Source organism: Streptomyces sp. B21-105 (assembly GCF_036898465.1).
Taxonomy (GTDB): Bacteria; Actinomycetota; Actinomycetes; order Streptomycetales; family Streptomycetaceae; genus Streptomyces.
This window is the reverse complement of the sequence record NZ_JARUMJ010000001.1, coordinates 1,460,926-1,479,981: the sequence shown is the minus strand read 5'-3', so window position 1 is coordinate 1,479,981 and position 19,056 is coordinate 1,460,926. Positions and strand designations below refer to the sequence as shown.

Sequence of the window (19,056 nt, the reverse complement as noted above, 5' to 3'; positions counted from 1 at the left end):
ACAGGTGAGTCCTCCGAAGGCTCTGCGTGCGACGCCAGTGCTGCACTGTCGGGGCGTGCGTGAGACACGGTGAGGACGTGCGCAGAACCCAAGAGGTGCACCGGCATCAGTCGGCGTCTTATCGGTGTCCGCGTCGAGTCTCGTTCGTGTACCGATGAGTCACCTCGGCGCGCTTCCTTGGCCAGCCGGTTCCGCTCGTTCTCCTCACGACCCTGGGCCTTCAGCGCCTTCCTCGCCCCGGCCTCCGTGCCGGGACCCCGGGCCCGGCCGACCAGACCGCGCGATCCACTGTGGAGAACGTATGAACCTGCGCCTGTACGGCACTGCGAGCGGTGCCCTTGCCGAATACCTCGTCCACGCAGGTGGGATCGGGTTTGGGCGTTGGCCGAGGCAGACCGAGTCGCCGGTATCGCGCGGCGCCGCTTGGCGCGGCATGATGATCGATGGTGCTGCTGAGACTGGCGTACCTGGGTGTGACGAACGCGTTCGCGATGCTGCGACTGCTGCCGATGAGCGACCGGGAGAAAGATGCCGAGATCCTCGCACTGCGCCACCAGATCGGCCTTCTGGAACGGCAGCTGAACGGGCAGCAGGTCCGGTTCCACGCGAGCGACCGGGCGTTTTTGGCGTCGCTCCTCCATGGCCTGCCACGGGAAGTGCTGCGCCGGATGCGGCTGCTGGTGCGGCCGGACACGGTACTGCGCTGGCACCGCAACGTCATCGCCCGCCGACACGCTTCCCAGTCCCGGCCGAAGCGCGGAGGCCGGCCCCGCACCGTGCGCTCCGGGCGCTGGTGCTGCGCCTGGCCAGGGAAAATCCAAGGTGGGGCTATCGGCGCCTGCACGGTGAGCTGCTCGTACTCGGGGGTGAAGGTGGCAGCATCTGCGGTCTGGGAAATCTTGAAGGAGGCCGACGTCGACCCGGCGCCGAGCGGGCCTTCAGCACGTGGGCGGACTTCCTGCGCTCCCAGGCCGACGCTCTCCTATCTGAGGGAATTCTCCCCCTGGCCTCCCCCTGATGCCTCCCCGTAGTGACCTGCAGGTATGCCGGTTGGGGGAGGCGAGGGAGGCAGGGGAGGCGCGTACCGGGAGACAGGAAACGGGCCCTTCAACCTCCCCCGCACCGCCTCCCTCCCTGCCGTAGCATTGAGACCTGTAGGACCGTCGATCAGCCCTGTATGAATTCCTGGTAGCTCGCGGGTATGCGGACCCCGCGGTCTGCTTGGTCCATCCGCTGAAGGATCTGCTGCGCCTCGTCCCACTCCAGATCCCCGCTGAAGTGGATGTCTGCGAGCAATCGGGTGGTGTCCCAAAATGTGAGGCTGCGGCGGCCAGCCATACGGCTCGCGTCCCGGTCGTCGGTCAGCAGTACCGCCCCGGCGAGCTCGACTCGCGTGAGCATCGCGTGGATGGACTCGGCCTCTCCCAGATGGAGGGTCGGCTCGTTGCGAGTACCGCCGAGCGCGGTACGGATGCGACCGACGTCTGTCCGGTCCTCCACCCGGGTGAGCTCGATTGGCTCACCGAGCCAGCCTTCATCGAGCAAAGGCCGCAGTCCCGGAAAGTTGTGGACCCATTTGCGTAGCTCGGCATCCACGGCCTGCGTGCAACGCGGCGTGCGCACTGAAAGGCCGGATTTGAGCACGTCCATATCGCCTGACGCGGCAAAGTTGATCACAGAGCAGGCGTCGGTCACCAAGATCGTCACGGAGTGAACACCGGTTCCTTGTCCTCGGCCACCTCGCTCGCCGCTCCGTCCAACGCCTCATGGAGCAAGTCCGCATCGCAGCCAAGGACGCGCGCTGGCCACTGCGCGCTGATGTCGCCAGCCACGAATGCCCGCAGAGAACGCTCCACGAGTGCCTCTGGCAGCCGCTGCCTGCTCTGGTGTTTGACCAGCTCGAAGTAGCGGTCTTCCCAGCCGCCCTCTCGCGCAGCCTCGGCTGCGGACATGCGGGCGAGCCTGCCCCGCTCAGCGTCATCGACGAGGCCTAGGTTCTTAAGTCGCCAAGCCAGTGCGTCCGAGGAGACGAGGAACTCGCCGACTAGGGACGCGAACAGCGTCGGCGTCACTGCATCTTTGGCCCGCTCCCGGATCTCCTGCTCCGGCATCAGCAACGCGGCAGCGAATGCATTGGCGCGCATTTCCGGGATGCGGTGGCGCGTCGACATCACGTCCCTGTCGACGAGGAGACCCTCCGTGTCAACGTCGCCCGCCAGATGATGTTCCAGTTCGTGAGCCAGAGTGAAGCGTTGGCGGCTCCAGGCGGCATCAGTGTTGATCACGATGATGCGGCAGTCCCCGCTCCGCCAAGAGAGGCCGTCGAAGCCGGGGCCGAACGTCTTAGCAGTGACGTGGATACCAAAGGCGGCTTCAATCGCGCCGGGCATGTCGGCACGGAAGTCATCGGCGAGAAGGGCACGTGCAGCCTCAGCCAGCGCCGGACCGTCGGCGATCGCTAGCCCGCTGAGCGTGGGGCGCTCCCAGTTGGTGAGCGGTGAGATGACTTGAGCGATGCCGAGATCGTTCAGCGCGGCCTCGGTCTCGTCGAGGGTCTCGGCGCGCTTGACTGCTACCTCCCACGCCGGTGACTCGTGCGAGTCGTCGCGGGCGGCCAGCGCAGGTGTCGGCGGCTGTTTCCCGCTGAGGAGATAGTCCACGGTGGTATGGAACTGCTCCGCGATAGCTGCCAGCTCATAGGTAGAGAAGTGACGATCCCCGCCGAGAGACAGGGACATCTTCGGCTTCGAGATGCCGATGGCTTCGGCCAGCTGGGACTGGTTCATTCCCGCGCCATCCATGAGTGACCGGACGCGGTTCTGTAGGGCTTCTTCCTCGTTCGGCATGCTTCCAGGGTACCCGGATTTTTCGAAAATCGAAACAGGCTGCGGCGGCTCTCACCTGCATAAAACGATCGGCGTCTAGCGTAAAAACTGCAGCTCAAGACCATGTGGGACGCCAGGGGCGCAAGAGGTGTTTCGTCAGGCTGTCACTCGCACAGTGGCATGCCTGTCTCGGCTTGGCGGACCGATTCAGTGCTCCCACACCTCTGATCCGCCACCGCGCCACTCGATCAGCCCGGCCTGCTTGACGAACTGTCGGATTCCGTAGTCGTCTGCACTGATGTCCGAAGTCCTCTGCACGCGCGTCGGCTGAGGTCGGCGACGGTCGCGCTCGTCCGAACTTCCCGTGCACTCGACTACGAACGCGCTGGTCACCCGTGCAGACGACTTCGGACATTGACAGCCATCGCCGTATACGGGGCACTGGGCACGGGTCCGCACGGTGAGGCAGTCAAGGTGACGCACACGTGGGAGGACGTGGAAGCGCGCCTCGGCCGGCTCATCCTCGCAGCCGCCGCAGCGCTGGACGCCCTCACCGGCGATGCCTGGGACACGGTGGATGAGCGGCTGCGTTTCCTCGTGGCGAGGGTCGCGGCCTGGGCCGGACATGAACCTCAGCTGACCCGCTTTACCCTCTGTACGGAATGGCCCGCACGGCTTGCCGTGCGGGCCATTCCGTTTCATCTCAGCTTTGCGGACGCACACGCCCTAAGAGGGCGTATCCCGCCTCCCAGGTGGGAGACAAGTGGGAGATGATCATGGCGTGGTGCTGCAATCAGGCGCTAGGAAATGCTAGACAGCGCTACCTGCGCGGCCCTGGTTCAGCCGCCGGATTCGCCCGCGTGCGGGCTCAGCGCACCCATGCTGACCAGCACAATCACCACCACACCGAGGATCACGCGGTAGTACACGAACGGCATGAAGCTCTTGGTCGAGATGAACTTCATGAACCAGGCGATGACCGCGTAGCCCGTCGCGAAGGCGATCACGGTAGCGAACAGCGTCGGCCCCCACGCCACATGGCCGCCCTCCAGCGCGTCCTTCGTCTCGAAGACCCCGGAGGCCAGCACGGCCGGGATGGCCAGCAGGAACGAGTAGCGCGCCGCGGCCTCGCGCTTGTAGCCCATGAACAGGCCGCCGCTGATGGTGGCGCCGGAACGCGAGACGCCGGGGATCAGCGCGCAGGCCTGGCAGAGGCCGAAGATCAGGCCGTCCTTGACGCCCAGATCCTCCAGGGTCTTGCGCTGCTTGGGCGCGCGGTGTTTGCCGCCCGTCTCGTCCCGGGCCGCGAGACGGTCGGCGACGCCGATCACGATGCCGACGACGACGAGCATGGTGGCGGTGATCCGCAGGTCGCGGAACGGACCCTCGATCTGGTCCTTCAAGGTCACGCCCAGGACGCCGATCGGGATCGAGCCGACGATCACCAGCCAGCCCATCTGGGCGTCGTGGTCCCTGCGCATCGTCTTGTCGAACAGCGACCGGCTCCACGCCGCGATGATCCGGCCGATGTCCTTGCGGAAGTAGATGAGTACCGCGGCTTCCGTGCCGATCTGCGTGATCGCGGTGAAGGCGGCGCCGGGGTCCTTCCAGCCGGAGAACGCCGCGGTCAGCCGCAGGTGCGCGCTGGAGGAGACGGGGAGGAACTCGGTCAGCCCCTGGACGAGTCCGAGGACGAGGGATTCAAACCAAGACATGAGGTTACGGAGTCCAAGTGCCGATCGGAGAGAGGCGGCGGCGGCGGGCCGCCGTGACCGTTGGTTCAAGACTGTGCAAAGGAAGCGTAGCGGTCCCGTGTGCCGCCTCGTTCACAGGGGTTTCGCGGGCGAAGGGGCGTTGCGGGTGATGCGAGCGTTGCGGGCGAAGGGGGTGATGCGGGTGATGCGAGCGATCCGGGTGATACGGGTGACGTGGGCGACTGTGGTCCGGGGGCGCCGCTCCTGCCGTCCATGCCGGCCCGTCCCGCCTCGGACCGCCGCCGGGACGGGGTTCGCATGGTTGACCGGCCGCCCGGCCGCCGCATACGTTGCTGCGGACGGGAAAGCGCTTGCTGTGCACGTGTACTGCCCGCTTCCCGCTCGTCGCTGGCCCGCCCGGCTGAACGGCCGCACGTCACAGGAGTGCTGATCACGTCCATGTCCCCCTCCACTCCGCCACGGATCCCGCTCGACGGCCGCCGTATCCGGGCCGCCGTCGTCGGCGCCGGCGCCATCGGCCGCGGTTCCCATCTGTCCGCCCTCCAGCAGCTTGCCGCCGAGGGCGAGACCGAGGTCGTGGCGGCCGTTGACATCGATGCCAGCGCGGTCCAGGCCTTCTGCGACGACGGCGGCGTCCCGCACGCCTACACCGATCTGGAGCGGATGCTGGCGGAGCAGCGCCCCGACCTCGTGACCATCTGCACCCCGCCGACCTTGCACCGCGAGCAGAGCGTGGCCGCGCTACGGGCGGGCGCCTGGGTGTGGTGCGAGAAGCCGCCCGTGCCGACCCTTGCCGACTACGCGGCGGTGGAGGCGGAGGAAGGCACGCACGGCGGCCCGTACTCGTCGATCGTCTTCCAGCACCGCTTCGGCTCGGGGACGCGGCACGTGCGGCGGCTGCTCGCCGAGCAGGCCCTCGGACGGCCGCTCGTCGCGCACTGCCAGACCACCTGGTACCGCGACACCGCGTACTACGCCGTGCCCTGGCGGGGGCGCTGGCAGACCGAGGGCGGCGGCCCGGCCATGGGCCACGGCATCCACCAGATGGACCTCCTGCTCGACCTCCTCGGCCCGTGGAGCGAGGTGCGCGCGATGGCCGGCCGGCTCGTGCACGCCGTGGAGACGGAGGACGTCTCCACGGCGCTGGTCCGCTTCGAGAGCGGCGCCCTGGCCACGGTCGTCAACAGCGTCCTGAGCCCCGACGAGGTCAGCCGCATCCGCGTCGACTGCGAGCGTGCAACCGTCGAGCTCACCCACCTCTACGGTCACTCCAACGCCGACTGGCGCGTCACCCCCGCCCCCGGCGTGCCGGACGACGAGGCCGCGGTCTGGCAGGACTTCGGGGCGGACGTCCCCAGTTCGCACCTCGCGCAGCTGCGGGAGCTGGTCGCGAGCATGCGGGCGGGCCGCCGGCCGCGCAGCAGCGGAGCCGACGGGCGCACCAGCCTCGAACTGGTCACGGCGCTGTACAAGTCGGCGTTCACCGACACGACCGTGCGCAGAGGCGAGATCGGGCCCGGCGACCCCTATTACACGGCGCTGCACGGCGGCGCCCCGGGCTGGGCACCCGGTACGGGTACGGACACGGGTACGGGTACGGGCGCCGCCCCGGACCCGGCGCAGGCGGAGGTGCCCGCATGACCGGGGAGCTGCGGCTCGTGCACGCGCACGGCGACCGCGTCACGGTGACGGACGCGGCCACCGGCGTGGAACTGCTCGCCTACGTCTACCGGCCGGAGGCCGCGTGGGAAGCGCCGAAGCCGTACATCCACCCGATGCGGACCCTGGCCGGCGACGTCGTCACCGACTACCGCCCGAACGACCACCGCTGGCACAAGGGACTGTCGCTGACCGCCTCCCATCTCTCCGGGGCCAACCTGTGGGGCGGCAACTCCTATGTCCACGGCGACGGCTATCTCGAGCTGCCCGAGCGGGTCGGCTCGATGACGCACACGGGCTTCGACGAGGTCGCCGTCGGGGACGGCCGGGTCGTGATCGCCGAGCGCCTGGACTGGCGGCCGCACAGCGGCGAGCTGTGGGCGCAGGAGTCGCGCCGGATCGAGGTGCACGACGTCGACCGCGCCTCCGGCTCCTGGGCACTGACCTGGACGAGCGCCGTCGTCAACCGCCGGGAGGAGCCGCTGCGCTTCGGCAGCCCGACCACCGCGGGGCGGGAGATGGCCGGCTACACGGGCCTGTTCTGGCGCGGCCCGCGTGCCTTCCGGGACGGCCGGATCATCGGCCCGCACGGGGAAGGGCCGGGGCTGATGGCCTCGCAGAGCCCCTGGCTCGCCCTGTCCGGCGAACACGACGGCACCGACGGCCACGCCACCGTCGTCTTCGCGCACGCCCCCGAGAACGATCACGACGGCGCCCGCGGCGCGCACCCCGCCCACTGGTTCGTCCGTAACGAGCCCTTCGCGGGCATCGCCCCGTCCTGGGCGTTCTTCGAGGAACTGGAGCTCGCCCCCGGCGATACGCTCACGCGCCGCTATCGCGTCGTCGTCGCCGACGGCGCCTGGGAGCGGCCGGAGATCGCCAAGTACCTCGAGGAGCATCCCTGGTGAGGGGGTAGCCGGGATCTCCCGGCGGCGTCGCGGTCGCGCAGGCGGTCACCCGGTCAACCGGTCAGGCGCGGCGCAGGTGGTGCCGCTTGCGCCAGGCGACCGCCGCGCCGCCGAGCGCCGGCAGGGCGATGCAGCCCAGGGCGATCAGGAAGGCCGGTGAGGTGGGGGAGGAGGCGCGGGCCCCGGCCACGACGTACGCGGCGGTGTTCGGGACCGAGCCGAGCGCGGTCGCGATCAGGAAGGACGGCCAGCTCATCCGCGAGATGGCGGCGCAGTAGTTGGCGGCCGCGAACGGCACTCCGGGAAACAGTCGGGCCGCCAGCATCGAGCGCAGGCCGTGCCGGCTGAGCTGCCCGTCCGCCGCTGTGAGCAGCCGTCCGCGCAGCAGCGTCCGCAGGGCTTCCTGACCCAGCAGGCGGCCCAGTCCGAAGGCCGTGCCGGCCCCCAGCACCGTGCCCGCCAGCGCCGCCGCGAGGCCCCACTGCGAGCCGAACAGCGCGCCCGCGGCCAGGTTCAGCAGCGGTTTCGGCACGAACGCCACCGTGCACAGCCCGTACGCCACCGCGAAGACCACGGCCGCCGAGGGACCGCCCAACTGCGGCGGCCAGCCGTCCGCGAGCAGTCTCTGCGGCTCGAAGAGCAGCACGCTCGTGGCGGCCGCGACGAGCAGCGCGACCAGCAGAGCGAGGCGGGACCAGGGCGAGAGCAGCACTGCCGTGCAGCGCGCGGCGAAACGGCCGGACACGGGCACCTGAGCCGTGACGCGGGCGACGACGGGTGGGACGGCGGGCGTGACGACACCCGTGACGATGGGCGGGACGGCGGGGGCGGCGGGGACGGCGAGCTCCGGGGCGATGGCCCGGGGAGGGGCCGTGGCGGTGCCGCCAGAGCGGGTGGTGGCATCGAGCATCCAGCGACAGTAGCCGAAGGAGATGGGTGATCGCCGTATGGTGCGTTTCATGACCGTCACAAGCGCGGGCGCTCCCGGCGTGCCGGACAGTGATCTCGCCGACACTGTGCTGGAGCGGCTGACGACCGTCTACGGCGCCGCGGCGGACCCCGCCCGGGCGGCGGCGATGCGCGCGTACATGAAGGACGTCGCCCCGTTCCTGGGCCTGCCCACACCCGACCGGCGGGCCCTGTCCCGCACGGTCCTGGCGGGCACCCCGCGCCCCGGCGAGGACGACTGCGCGGCGATCGCCCTGCGCTGCTGGGCGCTGCCGCAGCGCGAGTACCACTACTTCGCCGTCGACTACCTGCGCCGGCACGCGGGACGCCTGTCCTCCGCCTTTCTGCCGACGGCCCGCCGGCTCGTCGCCACGACGTCCTGGTGGGACACGGTGGACCTGCTCGCCGCCCATGTGGTCGGCGCCCTCGTCGCGGCCGATCACCGGCTCACCGCCGACATGGACGCCTGGATCGCCGACGAGGACCTGTGGGTCGCCCGGACCGCCCTGCTCCACCAGCTGACCTACAAGGACCGCACGGACGCGGACCGTCTGTTCGCGTACTGTCTGCGCCAGTCCGGGCACCCCGACTTCTTCGTCCGCAAGGCCATCGGCTGGAGCCTGCGGGAGTACGCCAAGACCGGCCCGGAGGCCGTCCGCGCCTTCCTGGCCCGCGAGCGGGGCAGGTTCGCGCCGCTGAGCGTGCGCGAGGCGCTGAAGAACATCGGCGACGTCCCTGCCGGCTGAAGGCTGACCGAGCGCTGCCTGAGCGCTGAGGGCGGCCGCTGAAGGCCGGCTGACGGGCGGCGATCGAGGGTGGTCCCACCGGGGCCCGCCGAAAACCCTTCGACACCGAACGAGCCGTCCGCGATGATCGACGACATGTTCCGGTACGCCTTCCTCCTCGCAGCGTCCGCCGTCGCGGATGCCCCGAAGGCTGCCGTCCCGCCTTTCCCGGCCGCTGTCGACGGCGCCCGAAGCTGACCCTCTCCGGATCGTCCGGCGGACCCCGCAGGGGGAGGGTCGGGAAGTAACCCGGGGTCCGCGTTCCTCTGGAACTCCTACGGACACGCTTCGAGGTACAGCCATGCCCAAGACCGCCTACGTGCGGACCAAGCCGCACCTCAACATCGGCACCATGGGTCACGTCGACCACGGCAAGACCACCCTGACCGCGGCCATCACCAAGGTCCTCGCCGACCGCGGGACCGGCGCCTTCGTGCCGTTCGACCGCATCGACCGCGCCCCGGAGGAGGCCGCGCGCGGCATCACCATCAACATCGCGCACGTCGAGTACGAGACCGACACCCGGCACTACGCGCACGTCGACATGCCGGGTCACGCCGACTACGTCAAGAACATGGTCACCGGAGCCGCGCAGCTCGACGGGGCGATCCTCGTCGTCTCCGCGCTCGACGGGATCATGCCGCAGACCGCCGAACACGTCCTGCTCGCCCGGCAGGTGGGCGTCGACCACATCGTGGTCGCGCTCAACAAGGCCGACGCAGGGGACGCGGAGCTCATCGACCTCGTCGAACTGGAGGTCCGCGACCTGCTCACCGAGCACGGCTACGGCGGCGACGCCGCGCCCGTCGTCCGGGTGTCGGGGCTGAAGGCGCTGGCGGGCGACCCGCGGTGGACGGCGTCGGTCGACGCGCTGCTCGACGCGGTGGACACCTACGTGCCGCTGCCCGAGCGGTATCTCGACGCGCCGTTCCTGCTGCCCGTGGAGAACGTGCTCACGATCACCGGCCGCGGGACCGTCGTCACCGGGGCGGTGGAACGGGGCACCGTGCGGGTCGGCGACCGGGTCGAGGTGCTCGGCGCGGCCGTCGACACCGTGGTGACGGGTCTGGAGACGTTCGGCAAGCCCATGGACGAGGCGCAGGCCGGCGACAGCGTCGCGCTGCTGCTGCGCGGTGTGCCGCGCGACGCGGTGCGCCGGGGGCACGTGGTGGCCGCCCCCGGCAGTGTGACGCCCCGCCGCCGGTTCTCCGCCGAGGTGTACGTGCTGTCGACGCGGGAGGGCGGCCGTGCCACGCCCCTCTCGACCGGCTACCGGCCGCAGTTCTACATCCGCACGGCGGACGTCGTCGGCGACGTGGACCTGGGGGAGACCGCCGTGGCGCGGCCCGGTGAGCGGGTCGCCATGACCGTCGAACTGGGCCGGGAGGTCCCGTTGGAGCCGGGGCTCGGCTTCGCCGTCCGCGAGGGCGGGCGGACGGTCGCGGCGGGCACGGTGACAGCCGTCCTGTGAGCACGGCCCACGCGCCGGGCGGACCCGTGGACGCGTGGACGCGCGCCGCGGCCCGCCCGGCCCGGGTGGGCCGCGGACGTGTGGCGTGGACGCGCGCCGCGGCCCGCCGGGCGCGATGGGGGAGCGTAGACGTGCGCGTGGTCGGGCGGCGAGTCGGGAGACCGTGGACGTGTGCCGTGGTCGGGCGGGCGCGGAGGGGGACCGCGGAGGCGCGCCGTGGTCGCCCCGGCACAATGGGGCCGTGAACGAGCAGGTGAACCACCGGGCGAACGACGAGCCCGTACCCGTGACCCGAGCCGTCGACCACGGCGTCGCCAAGCTGATGCCGGACGTCGACCGGGACCGGGCCTGGCTGTTGACGGTCGACGGCGCTCCGCAGTCGTACGTCGACCTCGACGAGCCGACCCATCTGGAGTTCGAGTACGCGCGCCGCCTCGGCCACGTCCTGGACACCGTCGCCGAGCCGGGGCGGCGGCTGGACGCGCTGCATCTCGGCGGCGGCGCGCTCACCCTGCCCCGGTACCTCGCCGCGACCCGGCCCGGCTCCCGGCAGGACGTCGTCGAGTTCGACCACGGCCTGCTGGCCCTGGTCGCCGAGTGCCTGCCCCTGCCGGCCGGGGCAGGCATCGCCCTGCACGCCGCCGATGCGCGGGCCTGGCTGGAGGCGGCGCCGGACGACTGCGCCGACGTCCTCGTCGCCGACGTCTTCGGCGGCTCGCGCGTCCCCGCCGCGCTGACGACCCTGACCTACGCCCGGCAGGCCGGACGCGTACTGCGCGATGACGGCGTCTACCTCGCGAACCTCGCGGACTCGGCGCCGTTCGGCTTTCTGCGCTCCCAACTCGCCAGCCTGGCGGCGGTGTTCGAGGAGCTGGTGCTCATCGCCGAGCCGGCCGTGCTGCGCGGCCGCCGGTTCGGCAACGCGGTGCTCGCCGCCGCGCACCGTCCGCTCGACGTGAGGGCCCTGGCCCGCCGCACGGCCTCCGACGCCTTCCCGGCCCGCGTCGAGCACGGCCCCGGCCTGCGCCGCTTCATCGGGGACGCGCAGCCGGTGCGGGACGAGGACGCCGTCCCGTCGCCCGAGCCGCCCGAGGGCGCGTTCGGCATCGGCTGACCGACGGCACTCGCGCCGCTCCGCCGGCCACCGCGCGTCCTCCCGTCGGCCGGCCAGGTCCTGGCTAGTTGTGCGTCGGTGTTCCGTGCAGGCGTACGGTGCTGAGGATCTGCATGATCGTGGCGGTCGGGAGCTCGTCCTTCACGCCCTTGGCTCCGTACAGGTTCCAGGACACGAAGTCGCCCTTGGAGTTCTTGAAGCCGAACGTGATCGCTTTGCCGTCACTGTCGCACTTGCCCTTCTGGGGCGTGTTCGTCGACCGGGCCCAGGCGTAGCTGCCCTTGATGCCCGAGGCGGTGGTGAACGCGGTGGCCTTGTTGTCGAAGGTGAGACTCTTCTTGTCCGGCTCGGTGTAGCCGCCGAACACCCACCAGGCGGGCGTGTTGATCGCGATCTCGTCGGTGGTCTTGGCGCCCTCGGCGCCCTTGGAGCCGACCACGGCCAGCGCGGTGTCCTCGGTCTTGCCGTCCTTGTCGGAGTCCGTGGAGCACCACTTCGACTTGAACTCCGCCGTGCCCCCTTGCAGGATCCGGTCGTAGCCGTCGGACTTCTTCTTGTCCTCCCACTCGAAGCCCTGGCTCAGACCGGGTGACTGGACCTCCCAGTCGGCCGGCACGTCGTAGGCGAGGCCCCACTTGGGGTTCACGACGACCTTCCAGCCTGCGACGGTCGGCTTCTCGGTCTCGTTGCTGCGCGGGTTGTCGTCCGTGCCGGCGGAGGCGGAATCCGAGGCGGACGTGGAGGTCGTGGGGCTCGGGCTGCTCTTGGTCACGTCGGTCTTCTCGTCGTCACCGCCGCCCAGCACGAGGAAGCCGGTGACTCCGGCGGCCACGACGACGGCGGAGGCGGCGACGATCGCGACCAGCTTGGTCCGCTTGCCTCCGCCCCCGGGCCCGCCGTTGCCGCCGGGCGGCGGGGACACGACCGTCGGCGGCTGGGCGCCCCACTGGGGCTGCTGGGCATAGGGGTTGGGCTGCTGCTGGTAACCGGGTTGCTGATACGGATTCGGCTGCTGGTATCCCGGCTGCTGGTATCCCGGCTGCTGGTACGGATTGTTCTGCGCCTGCGGGTTCGGCTCTCCCCCGGGCGGCTGCTGTCCTGGCCACATGGCCAGAAACCCTAGTGCCGTCCAGGACACGATTCGGTCACCGCCCCTTGTCAGGGAGGTACCGAATCCGGCTTCCGTTGGCTGAATCACGCAGGCGGTGTCCGTGAACTCCCGGATTGCGGTGACGGGAGCTCGCGCCCCGGAGGCGCCCGGATGTCGTCCGGGCCACCGGGAGGCCGGGCGTGCGTGGCTCGTCACACCGGTCTGGCCAGCCGAAGCTACTCGTAGGTAACCTCGGTGTATGAGCGCAGACCAGATGTCCATCGGCGAGATGCTCGCCGCCACCGTGCCCATGGCCCGGACCCTCCGCCTCGAGTTCCTCGAGGCCGGCCCGGAGAAGGCCGTGGTCGCCCTGCCGGACCAGAGCGAGTTCCACAACCATGTGGGCGGCCCGCACGCCGGGGCGATGTTCACGCTCGGCGAGTCCGCCAGCGGCGCGATCGTGCTCGCCGCGTTCGGCGACCAGCTCTCCCGTGCCGTGCCGCTCGCCGTGGGCGCCGAGATCGCCTACCGCAAGCTCGCCATGGGCCCGGTCACCGCCACCGCCACCCTGGGCCGTCCGGCCGCCGAGGTGGTCGCGCAGCTCGACGCGGGGGAGCGCCCCGAGTTCCCGGTCGCCATCGAGATCCGCCGTGCCGACGGGGCCGTCACCGGCGAGATGACCGTCATCTGGACCCTGCGCCCCAACGGCTGAGCCGGCTTCGGATGCCTGCGGCGGAGGCCGTCGGCCGCCGCGTTCTGTGCGTGCGGCGCCGGGTGCGACCCGGTCATGCCGCCGGGCGCTGTGCCGGCTCCTGGCCGTGGCCGTGCTCTGGCACCTGCTGATGCTCGTGCGCCCGCTGATGCTGCGGTTCCTGCGCCCGCTGGTGCTCCCCCTTTCGCTCCCGTGCGGTGTCGGTGTCCGTGTCGGTCTCGGCCTCGGTGTCCTCCAGGCTCGCGACGAACTCCTTGAGCCAGGTCGTGAAATCCGGTCCCAGATCGGGCCGGTCGCAGGCGAGACGGACGACCGTGCGCAGATAGTCGGCCTTGTCGCCGGTGTCGTAGCGGCGGCCGGAGAAGACCACACCGTGCACCGTGCCGCCTGCCGCGAGTTCCTGGAGGGCGTCGGTCAGCTGGATCTCACCGCCGCGGCCCGGCCCGGTGCGCTCCAGGACGTCGAACACGGCCGGGTCGAGGACGTACCGCCCGATCACCGCGTACCGGCTCGGCGCGTCCTCGCGTGCGGGTTTCTCCACCAGGCCGGTGACGCGGACGACCCCCTCCTCGCCCGAGGGCTCCACCGCCGCGCAGCCGTAGAGGTGGACCTGCTCCGGGGGGACCTCCATGAGGGCGACCACGCTGCCGGCGTACCGCTCGCGGACCTCGAGCATCCTGCTGAGCAGGGTCTCGCGCGGATCGATGAGGTCGTCGCCCAGCAGGACGGCGAACGGCTGGTCGCCCACGTGGTGGCGGGCGCAGAGCACCGCATGGCCGAGGCCCAGCGGGTCGCCCTGCCGGATGTGGTGGATGTCGGCGAGCCGGGCCGGGTCGCGGACCGCGTCCAGTCGCACGGTGTCGCCCTTCGCGGCGAGCGCCTGTTCCAGCTCGAAGGCGTGGTCGAAGTGGTCCTCGATGGCCCGCTTGTGCCGGCCCGTGACCATCAGCACGTCGTCCAGACCGGCGGCGGCCGCCTCCTCGACGACGTACTGGATGGCCGGCTTGTCGACGACCGGCAGCATCTCCTTCGGGGTCGCCTTGGTGGCGGGGAGGAACCGGGTGCCGAGACCGGCGGCCGGGACGACGGCTTTGCGGACGCTGGGTGCGGGGCGGGGGGCGTTCATGCCGATCATGCTGGCCGACGGCGATGGGAGTAGGCCGGGAGCCGCCTCGGAGATTCCTGTGGACCGGCGGGTCCTGTGGACCAGGACGCTCCGGCTTCCCGATGGTCCGGCTTCCCGATGGTCCGGCTCCCCGGGTGGGTGGACAGGGTCGCAGCGACGGTCCCGAAGTTGGAGATTTCGTGCACCATCCCGCTTTCCACGTGCACAAGTTGAGTCCGGCCGTCCGGTGAATTTTCGAAAGCGGGTGCGGATACCGCCGGTAACTTATCTGAAATTCCCGCGCTTTGAACTTGGGTCACTCGAACTCCTTGTTTCCCGTGAGGCACGTGTGCGAAGGTGAGCCTCCCCTTACGGATGGGTCGGATCAGGTCAACGCGCCCGGTCGGACCAAAGGTACGCACCAGTCAGGCACCTGCTTTCCGACGACGTCCTCTTCCGTGCCGTTCGTCGGCTTGGAAGGAATTGGTTCCGTGCAATCCCCCAACCCCCCACGTCCGCCCCACCCGCCCCGACCCGGCTGGATCCCGGGGGATTCCGACCCCCAGCTCGTCGCCCGACTGGCCGGCGGCGACGGACGGCACCGTGCGATCGCCCTGCTCTTCGCCCGGCACTGGCGGGCCGCTCACGACTACGCGACCGTCTGCCTGGCCGGCACCGAGGACACCGCACGACTGGTGGCCGCCGCCGCCTTCCATGAAGTGCTCGGCCGCCTCGCGGACGGGCGCACCACAGGCGCACTGCGTCCCCAGCTCCTGGTCGCCGTCCGTGAGACGGTGCGTGAATGGGCCGGCGCCGAAGGCGTTTCCGCCGTCCTGCCGGAACTACGGAAAACCGTCGGCGGTCGTGGACTGCGCGCCGCGCGACCGGTGACCGCGGAAAGGCGGCAACTCGCCGAACGCGCTTTCCAGTTGCTTCCGGCAGCCTCCCAATGCCTGTTGTGGCACACAGAGGTAGAATCGGAAACGATAACCGTACCAGCTGGTCTGTCGGGCATGGACGCCGTGACCGCGGCGGCCGTCCTGGAACAGGCACGGGAGCAATTCCGGGCGGGTTGCGTACGCGCCCACCGGGAACTCGCACCGTCCAGCGAATGCCGTTTCTACAACCGTCTCCTCGACGTCCCCCTGCGCCGCCGCGGAACCCTGTTGCCCGATGTCCGGGACCATCTCGTGCACTGCCGTTTCTGCCGGCACGCCGCCGAACAGTTCAGCCACTTCGACGGCGGACTGGACGTGCTGCTCGCCGAGACCGTGCTCGGCTGGGGCGCACTGCGCTACCTCGAGTCGCGTCCCGCCCGTACGGCCGCCGCCGGCGCCGCTGTCCGGCCCGCTCCCGTGCGTCCGCTCGCCGGAACCGGCCGCCACCGCACCACGTCGGCCGGCCTGCTCGCCCTGCCCGGCAGGCGACCCCGGACCGTACTCGTGGGCGCCGGACTCACCGCCCTCGCGCTGGTCGCGACCGTCTTCGTGACCAGGGGCTGGACGGACGACACCGGCATCCCCGCACCCGGGGCCACCTGGGGCGCGCCGGCCAGCGGCGTCAGCGCCCCGGGCGCCGTCGCACAGGGCGGTTCGGGCGGCGCGGACGGTTCGGGCGACCGCTCGTCCTCCGCTTTCCCGTCGGCCGCGTCCGCCTCCCGGTCCACCGAGATCGCGCGCGGCAGGCTGCGCAGCCCGGACACGGACCTCTGCCTCGACGTCCAGGGCGGCCGGGCGACCACCGGAGCGGCGATCGTCCTCACTCCATGCTCACCGGCCGCGACCCAGCAGTGGTCGTACGGTGAGGACGGTCTGCTGCGCAGCTCCGCCGACCCGACGCTCTGCCTGGCCGCCGATCCGCAACGGCGCACGACCGCCCTGGCCGGCTGCCTGGTGCACTCCGGCGAGGCGTTCTTCGACCTGACCGTCCGCGGTGAGCTCCTGCTGCGCCGGAACGACGAACTCGTGGTCGCCCGCGACGCCGACGGCTCGGGCAGGACCCTCGCCGTCGCCCCACGGGACGGTTCCGCCGGACAGCGGTGGCTGTTCGACACGGCCGCCCCCTCGACGGGGCGGCCCGGCCCGCAGGCCCGCGGCTCGGAGGAACCGCCCGACCCGAAGACCGCGGTGCCGCCGGGCGCACCCGCCCCGCGCGACGCCGCGCCCGGCGCCCCCGGCACCGTCCCGGAGCCCGCCGAACCGACCCCGTCCGCACCGCAGTTCCACATGAGGATCGTCCAGGCGGACTGCTGCGACGCGACGGGCGACCCCGGCGCCTCGGGCACGTCGGGTACCTCGGTCACGTCGGACAGCGCGGATGCCTCGGACCCTTCGGACGCCTCGAACGGCCCGAGGGGTCGGCCTGCCCCCGCCACGCCTGCCGGGGCCCTTCCCGTCCGCCTCGGTGGGGAGCGGGTGCCGGGTCACGTCGTCGCCGGTGTGGCGAGGGCTCTGGGCCGCTGAGCGGCGGGCCGACAGTCCCGCGGCCCGGCCCGCCGTCTCGCGCACCCCGGATCCCCGGATCCACGCCGTGGTGTGCTGTACCACCGGACGGCTCCGGGCCCGGCCGACCCGGTAGGCTTCGCGGGAACCCGCAAGTCAGGGACGTCGAACGGGAGGAACCCGCGGTGCACGTGCAGGAATGGCTCGACTCGGTGCCCGCGGTCGCCGTCTACGCGATGGTGGGCCTGGTCATCGGTCTCGAGAGCCTCGGCATCCCGCTGCCCGGCGAGATCATTCTGGTCTCGGCCGCGCTGCTGTCCTCCCAGCACGGCGGCATCAACCCCGTCGTGCTCGGCGCGTGCGCCACCGCCGGCGCCGTCATCGGCGACTCCATCGGCTACGCCATCGGCCGCAAGGGCGGACGTCCGCTGCTGGCCTGGCTCGGCGGGAAGTTCCCCCGGCACTTCAGCGAGGGGCACATCGCCACCGCCGAGCGGTCGTTCGAGAAGTGGGGCATGTGGGCGGTCTTCTTCGGCCGGTTCGTCGCCCTGCTGCGCATCTTCGCCGGCCCGCTCGCGGGCGTCCTGCACATGCCGTACTGGAAGTTCCTCGTCGCCAACGTCCTCGGCGGCATCGCGTGGGCGGGTGGCACCACCGCGGTCATCTACTACGTGGGCGTCGTCGCGGAGTCCTGGCTGAAGCGGTTCTCCTGGCTGGGGCTGGTGCTCGCGGTGCTGATCGGCCTGACCTCGATGCTGGTGATCAAGCGCAAGGCCAAGAAGATGCAGACGGCGCAGCCCGAGTCCGCGTCCGAGCCGGAGCCGGTGACCGCCGGGGAGTGACGCCACACCCCCCGCACGGTGCGCGGGGCCCGTCGCCTACTCCTCGTGGATCGCGTCGTGCGCCTTGGCCAGATCCGCGTACAACGTGCCGTTCAGCGTGACCCCTTGACGCTCCTCCTGCGTCAACTCCCGCTTGACCTTGGCCGGCACGCCCGCCACCAGCGACCCCGGCGGGACCTGCATGCCCTGCGGTACCAGCGCCTGCGCGGCGACCAGCGAACCCGCCCCGATCACGGCCCCGTTGAGCACCGTCGCGCCCATCCCGACGAGGCAGTCGTCCTCGACGGTCGCGCCGTGCACGACGGCGTTGTGGCCGACGGAGACCCGCTCGCCGATGGTCACCGGAAACCCGGGGTCGGCGTGCAGCGTCACGTTGTCCTGGACGTTCGCGTCCCGGCGCACAGTGATCCCTTCCACGTCCCCGCGCACCACCGCCCCGTACCAGACGCTCGCGCCCGCCTCCAGCGTCACGTCCCCGATCACGGAGGCCGTCGGCGCCACGAACGCCTCCGCGTCGACCTGGGGTTCCCTGCCGCCGATGCCCACGATCAGCGCCCTGTGCGTCATCACCGTCTCCTCGCGTCCGTCTTCTCCGCGCACCGTACGCCACCCGGTGGGGTGAAGATCACAGGGCAGCGGGCCCGTGGCCCCGGCGCCCCCTGAGTACGGTGAGCGGGTGCCCAAGCGCAAGAACACGTTCTCATCATGGCGGCGCCGCCTCGTGCAGCGCGCCGTCCACGCGGGCTGGGCCTGGGTGCAGCGCACGGGTTCCGTCACCGCCGAACGCCCCGGACACTTCCGCTTCGGCTCGATGGGCCCGGGCACCCGGCTCGCCTTCCCGCTCGGCACGGTGTTCGGGGAGCCCTGGATCCATCTGGGGGCGCACTGCATCGTCGGCGAGCAGGTCACCCTGACCGCCGGTCTGATGCCGGACCTCGATCTCGGACCCGATCCGATCCTGCGCCTCGGCGACGGCGTGGTCCTCGGCCGGGGCAGTCATGTCATCGCCGACACCACCGTCACCATCGGCAGCGACTGCTACTTCGGCCCGTACGTGTACGTGACGTCCACGAACCACTCCTACGACGACCCGCACGAGCCGATCGGCAAGCAGTGGCCGCGGATGGAGCCCGTGGAGATCGGCCCCGGGTGCTGGATCGGCACGGGCGCGGTGATCCTGCCGGGGGCGCGGATCGGCCGCAACGTCGTGGTGGCTGCCGGGGCGGTGGTGCGCGGTCAGGTTCCCGACCACGCCGTGGTCGCGGGCGCGCCCGCCCGGGTCGTACGGCGCTGGACGCCCGACGACGGCTGGCAGCCGCCGTTGCGCACCCCGCCCCCGGTGCCGATACCGGACGGTGTCACCCCGGACCAGCTGGTCGCGCTGTCGGAGCTCGACGAGGAGACGGTGGAACGCCTCGCCCAGCTGGAGCCCGAGGGCTGA

General features: G+C 71.3%; 16 protein-coding genes and 1 pseudogene. 10 read left to right on the top strand and 7 right to left on the bottom strand.

Features of this window, described 5'->3' with window-relative positions:
* Positions 1-446: 446 nt before the first annotated feature.
* Positions 447-988: pseudogene (locus tag QA802_RS06385) on the top strand (integrase); the annotation flags it as partial.
* 179 nt (positions 989-1,167) lie between these two features.
* Here QA802_RS06385 and QA802_RS06380 read toward each other — a convergent pair.
* The 3 genes from QA802_RS06380 to QA802_RS06370 form a co-directional block, all read right to left on the bottom strand.
* Positions 1,168-1,707, bottom strand: coding sequence for a PIN domain-containing protein (locus tag QA802_RS06380; RefSeq protein WP_319132147.1), 540 nt, complete (start codon positions 1,705-1,707; stop codon positions 1,168-1,170).
* Positions 1,704-2,846 (bottom strand): helix-turn-helix domain-containing protein, encoded by a 1,143-nt coding sequence (locus tag QA802_RS06375; protein WP_334518802.1) that lies wholly within the window; start codon positions 2,844-2,846, stop codon positions 1,704-1,706. Before QA802_RS06375 ends, QA802_RS06380 begins: the two co-directional genes overlap by 4 nt.
* A gap of 818 nt (positions 2,847-3,664) precedes the next feature.
* Entirely contained in the window at positions 3,665-4,540 is an 876-nt protein-coding gene (locus QA802_RS06370) for an undecaprenyl-diphosphate phosphatase (protein ID WP_334518800.1), read from the bottom strand.
* Positions 4,541-4,978: 438 nt separating this feature from the next.
* On the opposite strand from QA802_RS06370, the gene QA802_RS06365 reads away from it, so the two are divergent.
* Both QA802_RS06365 and QA802_RS06360 read left to right on the top strand, forming a co-directional pair.
* Entirely contained in the window at positions 4,979-6,181 is a 1,203-nt protein-coding gene (locus tag QA802_RS06365; RefSeq protein WP_334518798.1) for a Gfo/Idh/MocA family protein, read from the top strand.
* Positions 6,178-7,107 (top strand): DUF6807 domain-containing protein, encoded by a 930-nt coding sequence (locus QA802_RS06360; protein WP_334518797.1) that lies wholly within the window; start codon positions 6,178-6,180, stop codon positions 7,105-7,107. Before QA802_RS06365 ends, QA802_RS06360 begins: the two co-directional genes overlap by 4 nt.
* Before the next feature lie 61 nt (positions 7,108-7,168).
* Here the strand turns inward: QA802_RS06360 and QA802_RS06355 are convergent, their stop codons facing one another.
* Positions 7,169-8,017 (bottom strand): TVP38/TMEM64 family protein, encoded by an 849-nt coding sequence (locus QA802_RS06355; protein WP_334518796.1) that lies wholly within the window; start codon positions 8,015-8,017, stop codon positions 7,169-7,171.
* A 49-nt stretch (positions 8,018-8,066) separates the two neighbouring features.
* Between QA802_RS06355 and QA802_RS06350 the strand changes: the two genes are divergently transcribed.
* The 3 genes from QA802_RS06350 to QA802_RS06340 all read left to right on the top strand — a co-directional run bounded on the left by QA802_RS06350 (position 8,067) and on the right by QA802_RS06340 (position 11,425).
* The gene (locus QA802_RS06350) at positions 8,067-8,801 is read left to right on the top strand and encodes a DNA alkylation repair protein (protein ID WP_334518794.1); all 735 of its coding nucleotides are present in this window, start codon (positions 8,067-8,069) and stop codon (positions 8,799-8,801) included.
* Between the two features lie 340 nt (positions 8,802-9,141).
* The gene (gene tuf, locus QA802_RS06345; protein ID WP_334518792.1) at positions 9,142-10,311 is read left to right on the top strand and encodes an elongation factor Tu; all 1,170 of its coding nucleotides are present in this window, start codon (positions 9,142-9,144) and stop codon (positions 10,309-10,311) included.
* A gap of 322 nt (positions 10,312-10,633) precedes the next feature.
* On the top strand, positions 10,634-11,425 hold the full coding sequence (locus QA802_RS06340) for a spermidine synthase (RefSeq protein WP_334534355.1): 792 nt from the start codon (positions 10,634-10,636) through the stop codon (positions 11,423-11,425).
* Between the two features lie 64 nt (positions 11,426-11,489).
* On the opposite strand, the gene QA802_RS06335 is transcribed toward QA802_RS06340, so the two are convergent.
* Complete coding sequence (locus tag QA802_RS06335; RefSeq protein ID WP_334518790.1) at positions 11,490-12,533, bottom strand: DUF8017 domain-containing protein; 1,044 nt, start codon at positions 12,531-12,533, stop codon at positions 11,490-11,492.
* 256 nt (positions 12,534-12,789) lie between these two features.
* On the opposite strand from QA802_RS06335, the gene QA802_RS06330 reads away from it, so the two are divergent.
* Positions 12,790-13,227 (top strand): DUF4442 domain-containing protein, encoded by a 438-nt coding sequence (locus tag QA802_RS06330; protein WP_334534354.1) that lies wholly within the window; start codon positions 12,790-12,792, stop codon positions 13,225-13,227.
* Positions 13,228-13,300: 73 nt separating this feature from the next.
* Here the strand turns inward: QA802_RS06330 and galU are convergent, their stop codons facing one another.
* Positions 13,301-14,353 carry a UTP--glucose-1-phosphate uridylyltransferase GalU gene (gene galU, locus QA802_RS06325; protein ID WP_334518788.1) on the bottom strand — a complete coding sequence of 351 codons (1,053 nt, stop codon included), beginning with the start codon at positions 14,351-14,353 and terminating at the stop codon, positions 13,301-13,303.
* Between the two features lie 470 nt (positions 14,354-14,823).
* Between galU and QA802_RS06320 the strand changes: the two genes are divergently transcribed.
* On the top strand, positions 14,824-16,794 hold the full coding sequence (locus QA802_RS06320) for an RICIN domain-containing protein (RefSeq protein WP_334518786.1): 1,971 nt from the start codon (positions 14,824-14,826) through the stop codon (positions 16,792-16,794).
* A 164-nt stretch (positions 16,795-16,958) separates the two neighbouring features.
* A complete protein-coding gene (locus QA802_RS06315; RefSeq protein WP_334518784.1) occupies positions 16,959-17,615 on the top strand; it encodes a DedA family protein in 657 nt (218 codons plus the stop codon).
* Positions 17,616-17,651: 36 nt separating this feature from the next.
* On the opposite strand, the gene QA802_RS06310 is transcribed toward QA802_RS06315, so the two are convergent.
* Positions 17,652-18,182, bottom strand: coding sequence for a gamma carbonic anhydrase family protein (locus tag QA802_RS06310; RefSeq protein WP_334518782.1), 531 nt, complete (start codon positions 18,180-18,182; stop codon positions 17,652-17,654).
* A gap of 109 nt (positions 18,183-18,291) precedes the next feature.
* On the opposite strand from QA802_RS06310, the gene QA802_RS06305 reads away from it, so the two are divergent.
* Positions 18,292-19,056 carry an acyltransferase gene (locus tag QA802_RS06305; protein WP_334518780.1) on the top strand — a complete coding sequence of 255 codons (765 nt, stop codon included), beginning with the start codon at positions 18,292-18,294 and terminating at the stop codon, positions 19,054-19,056.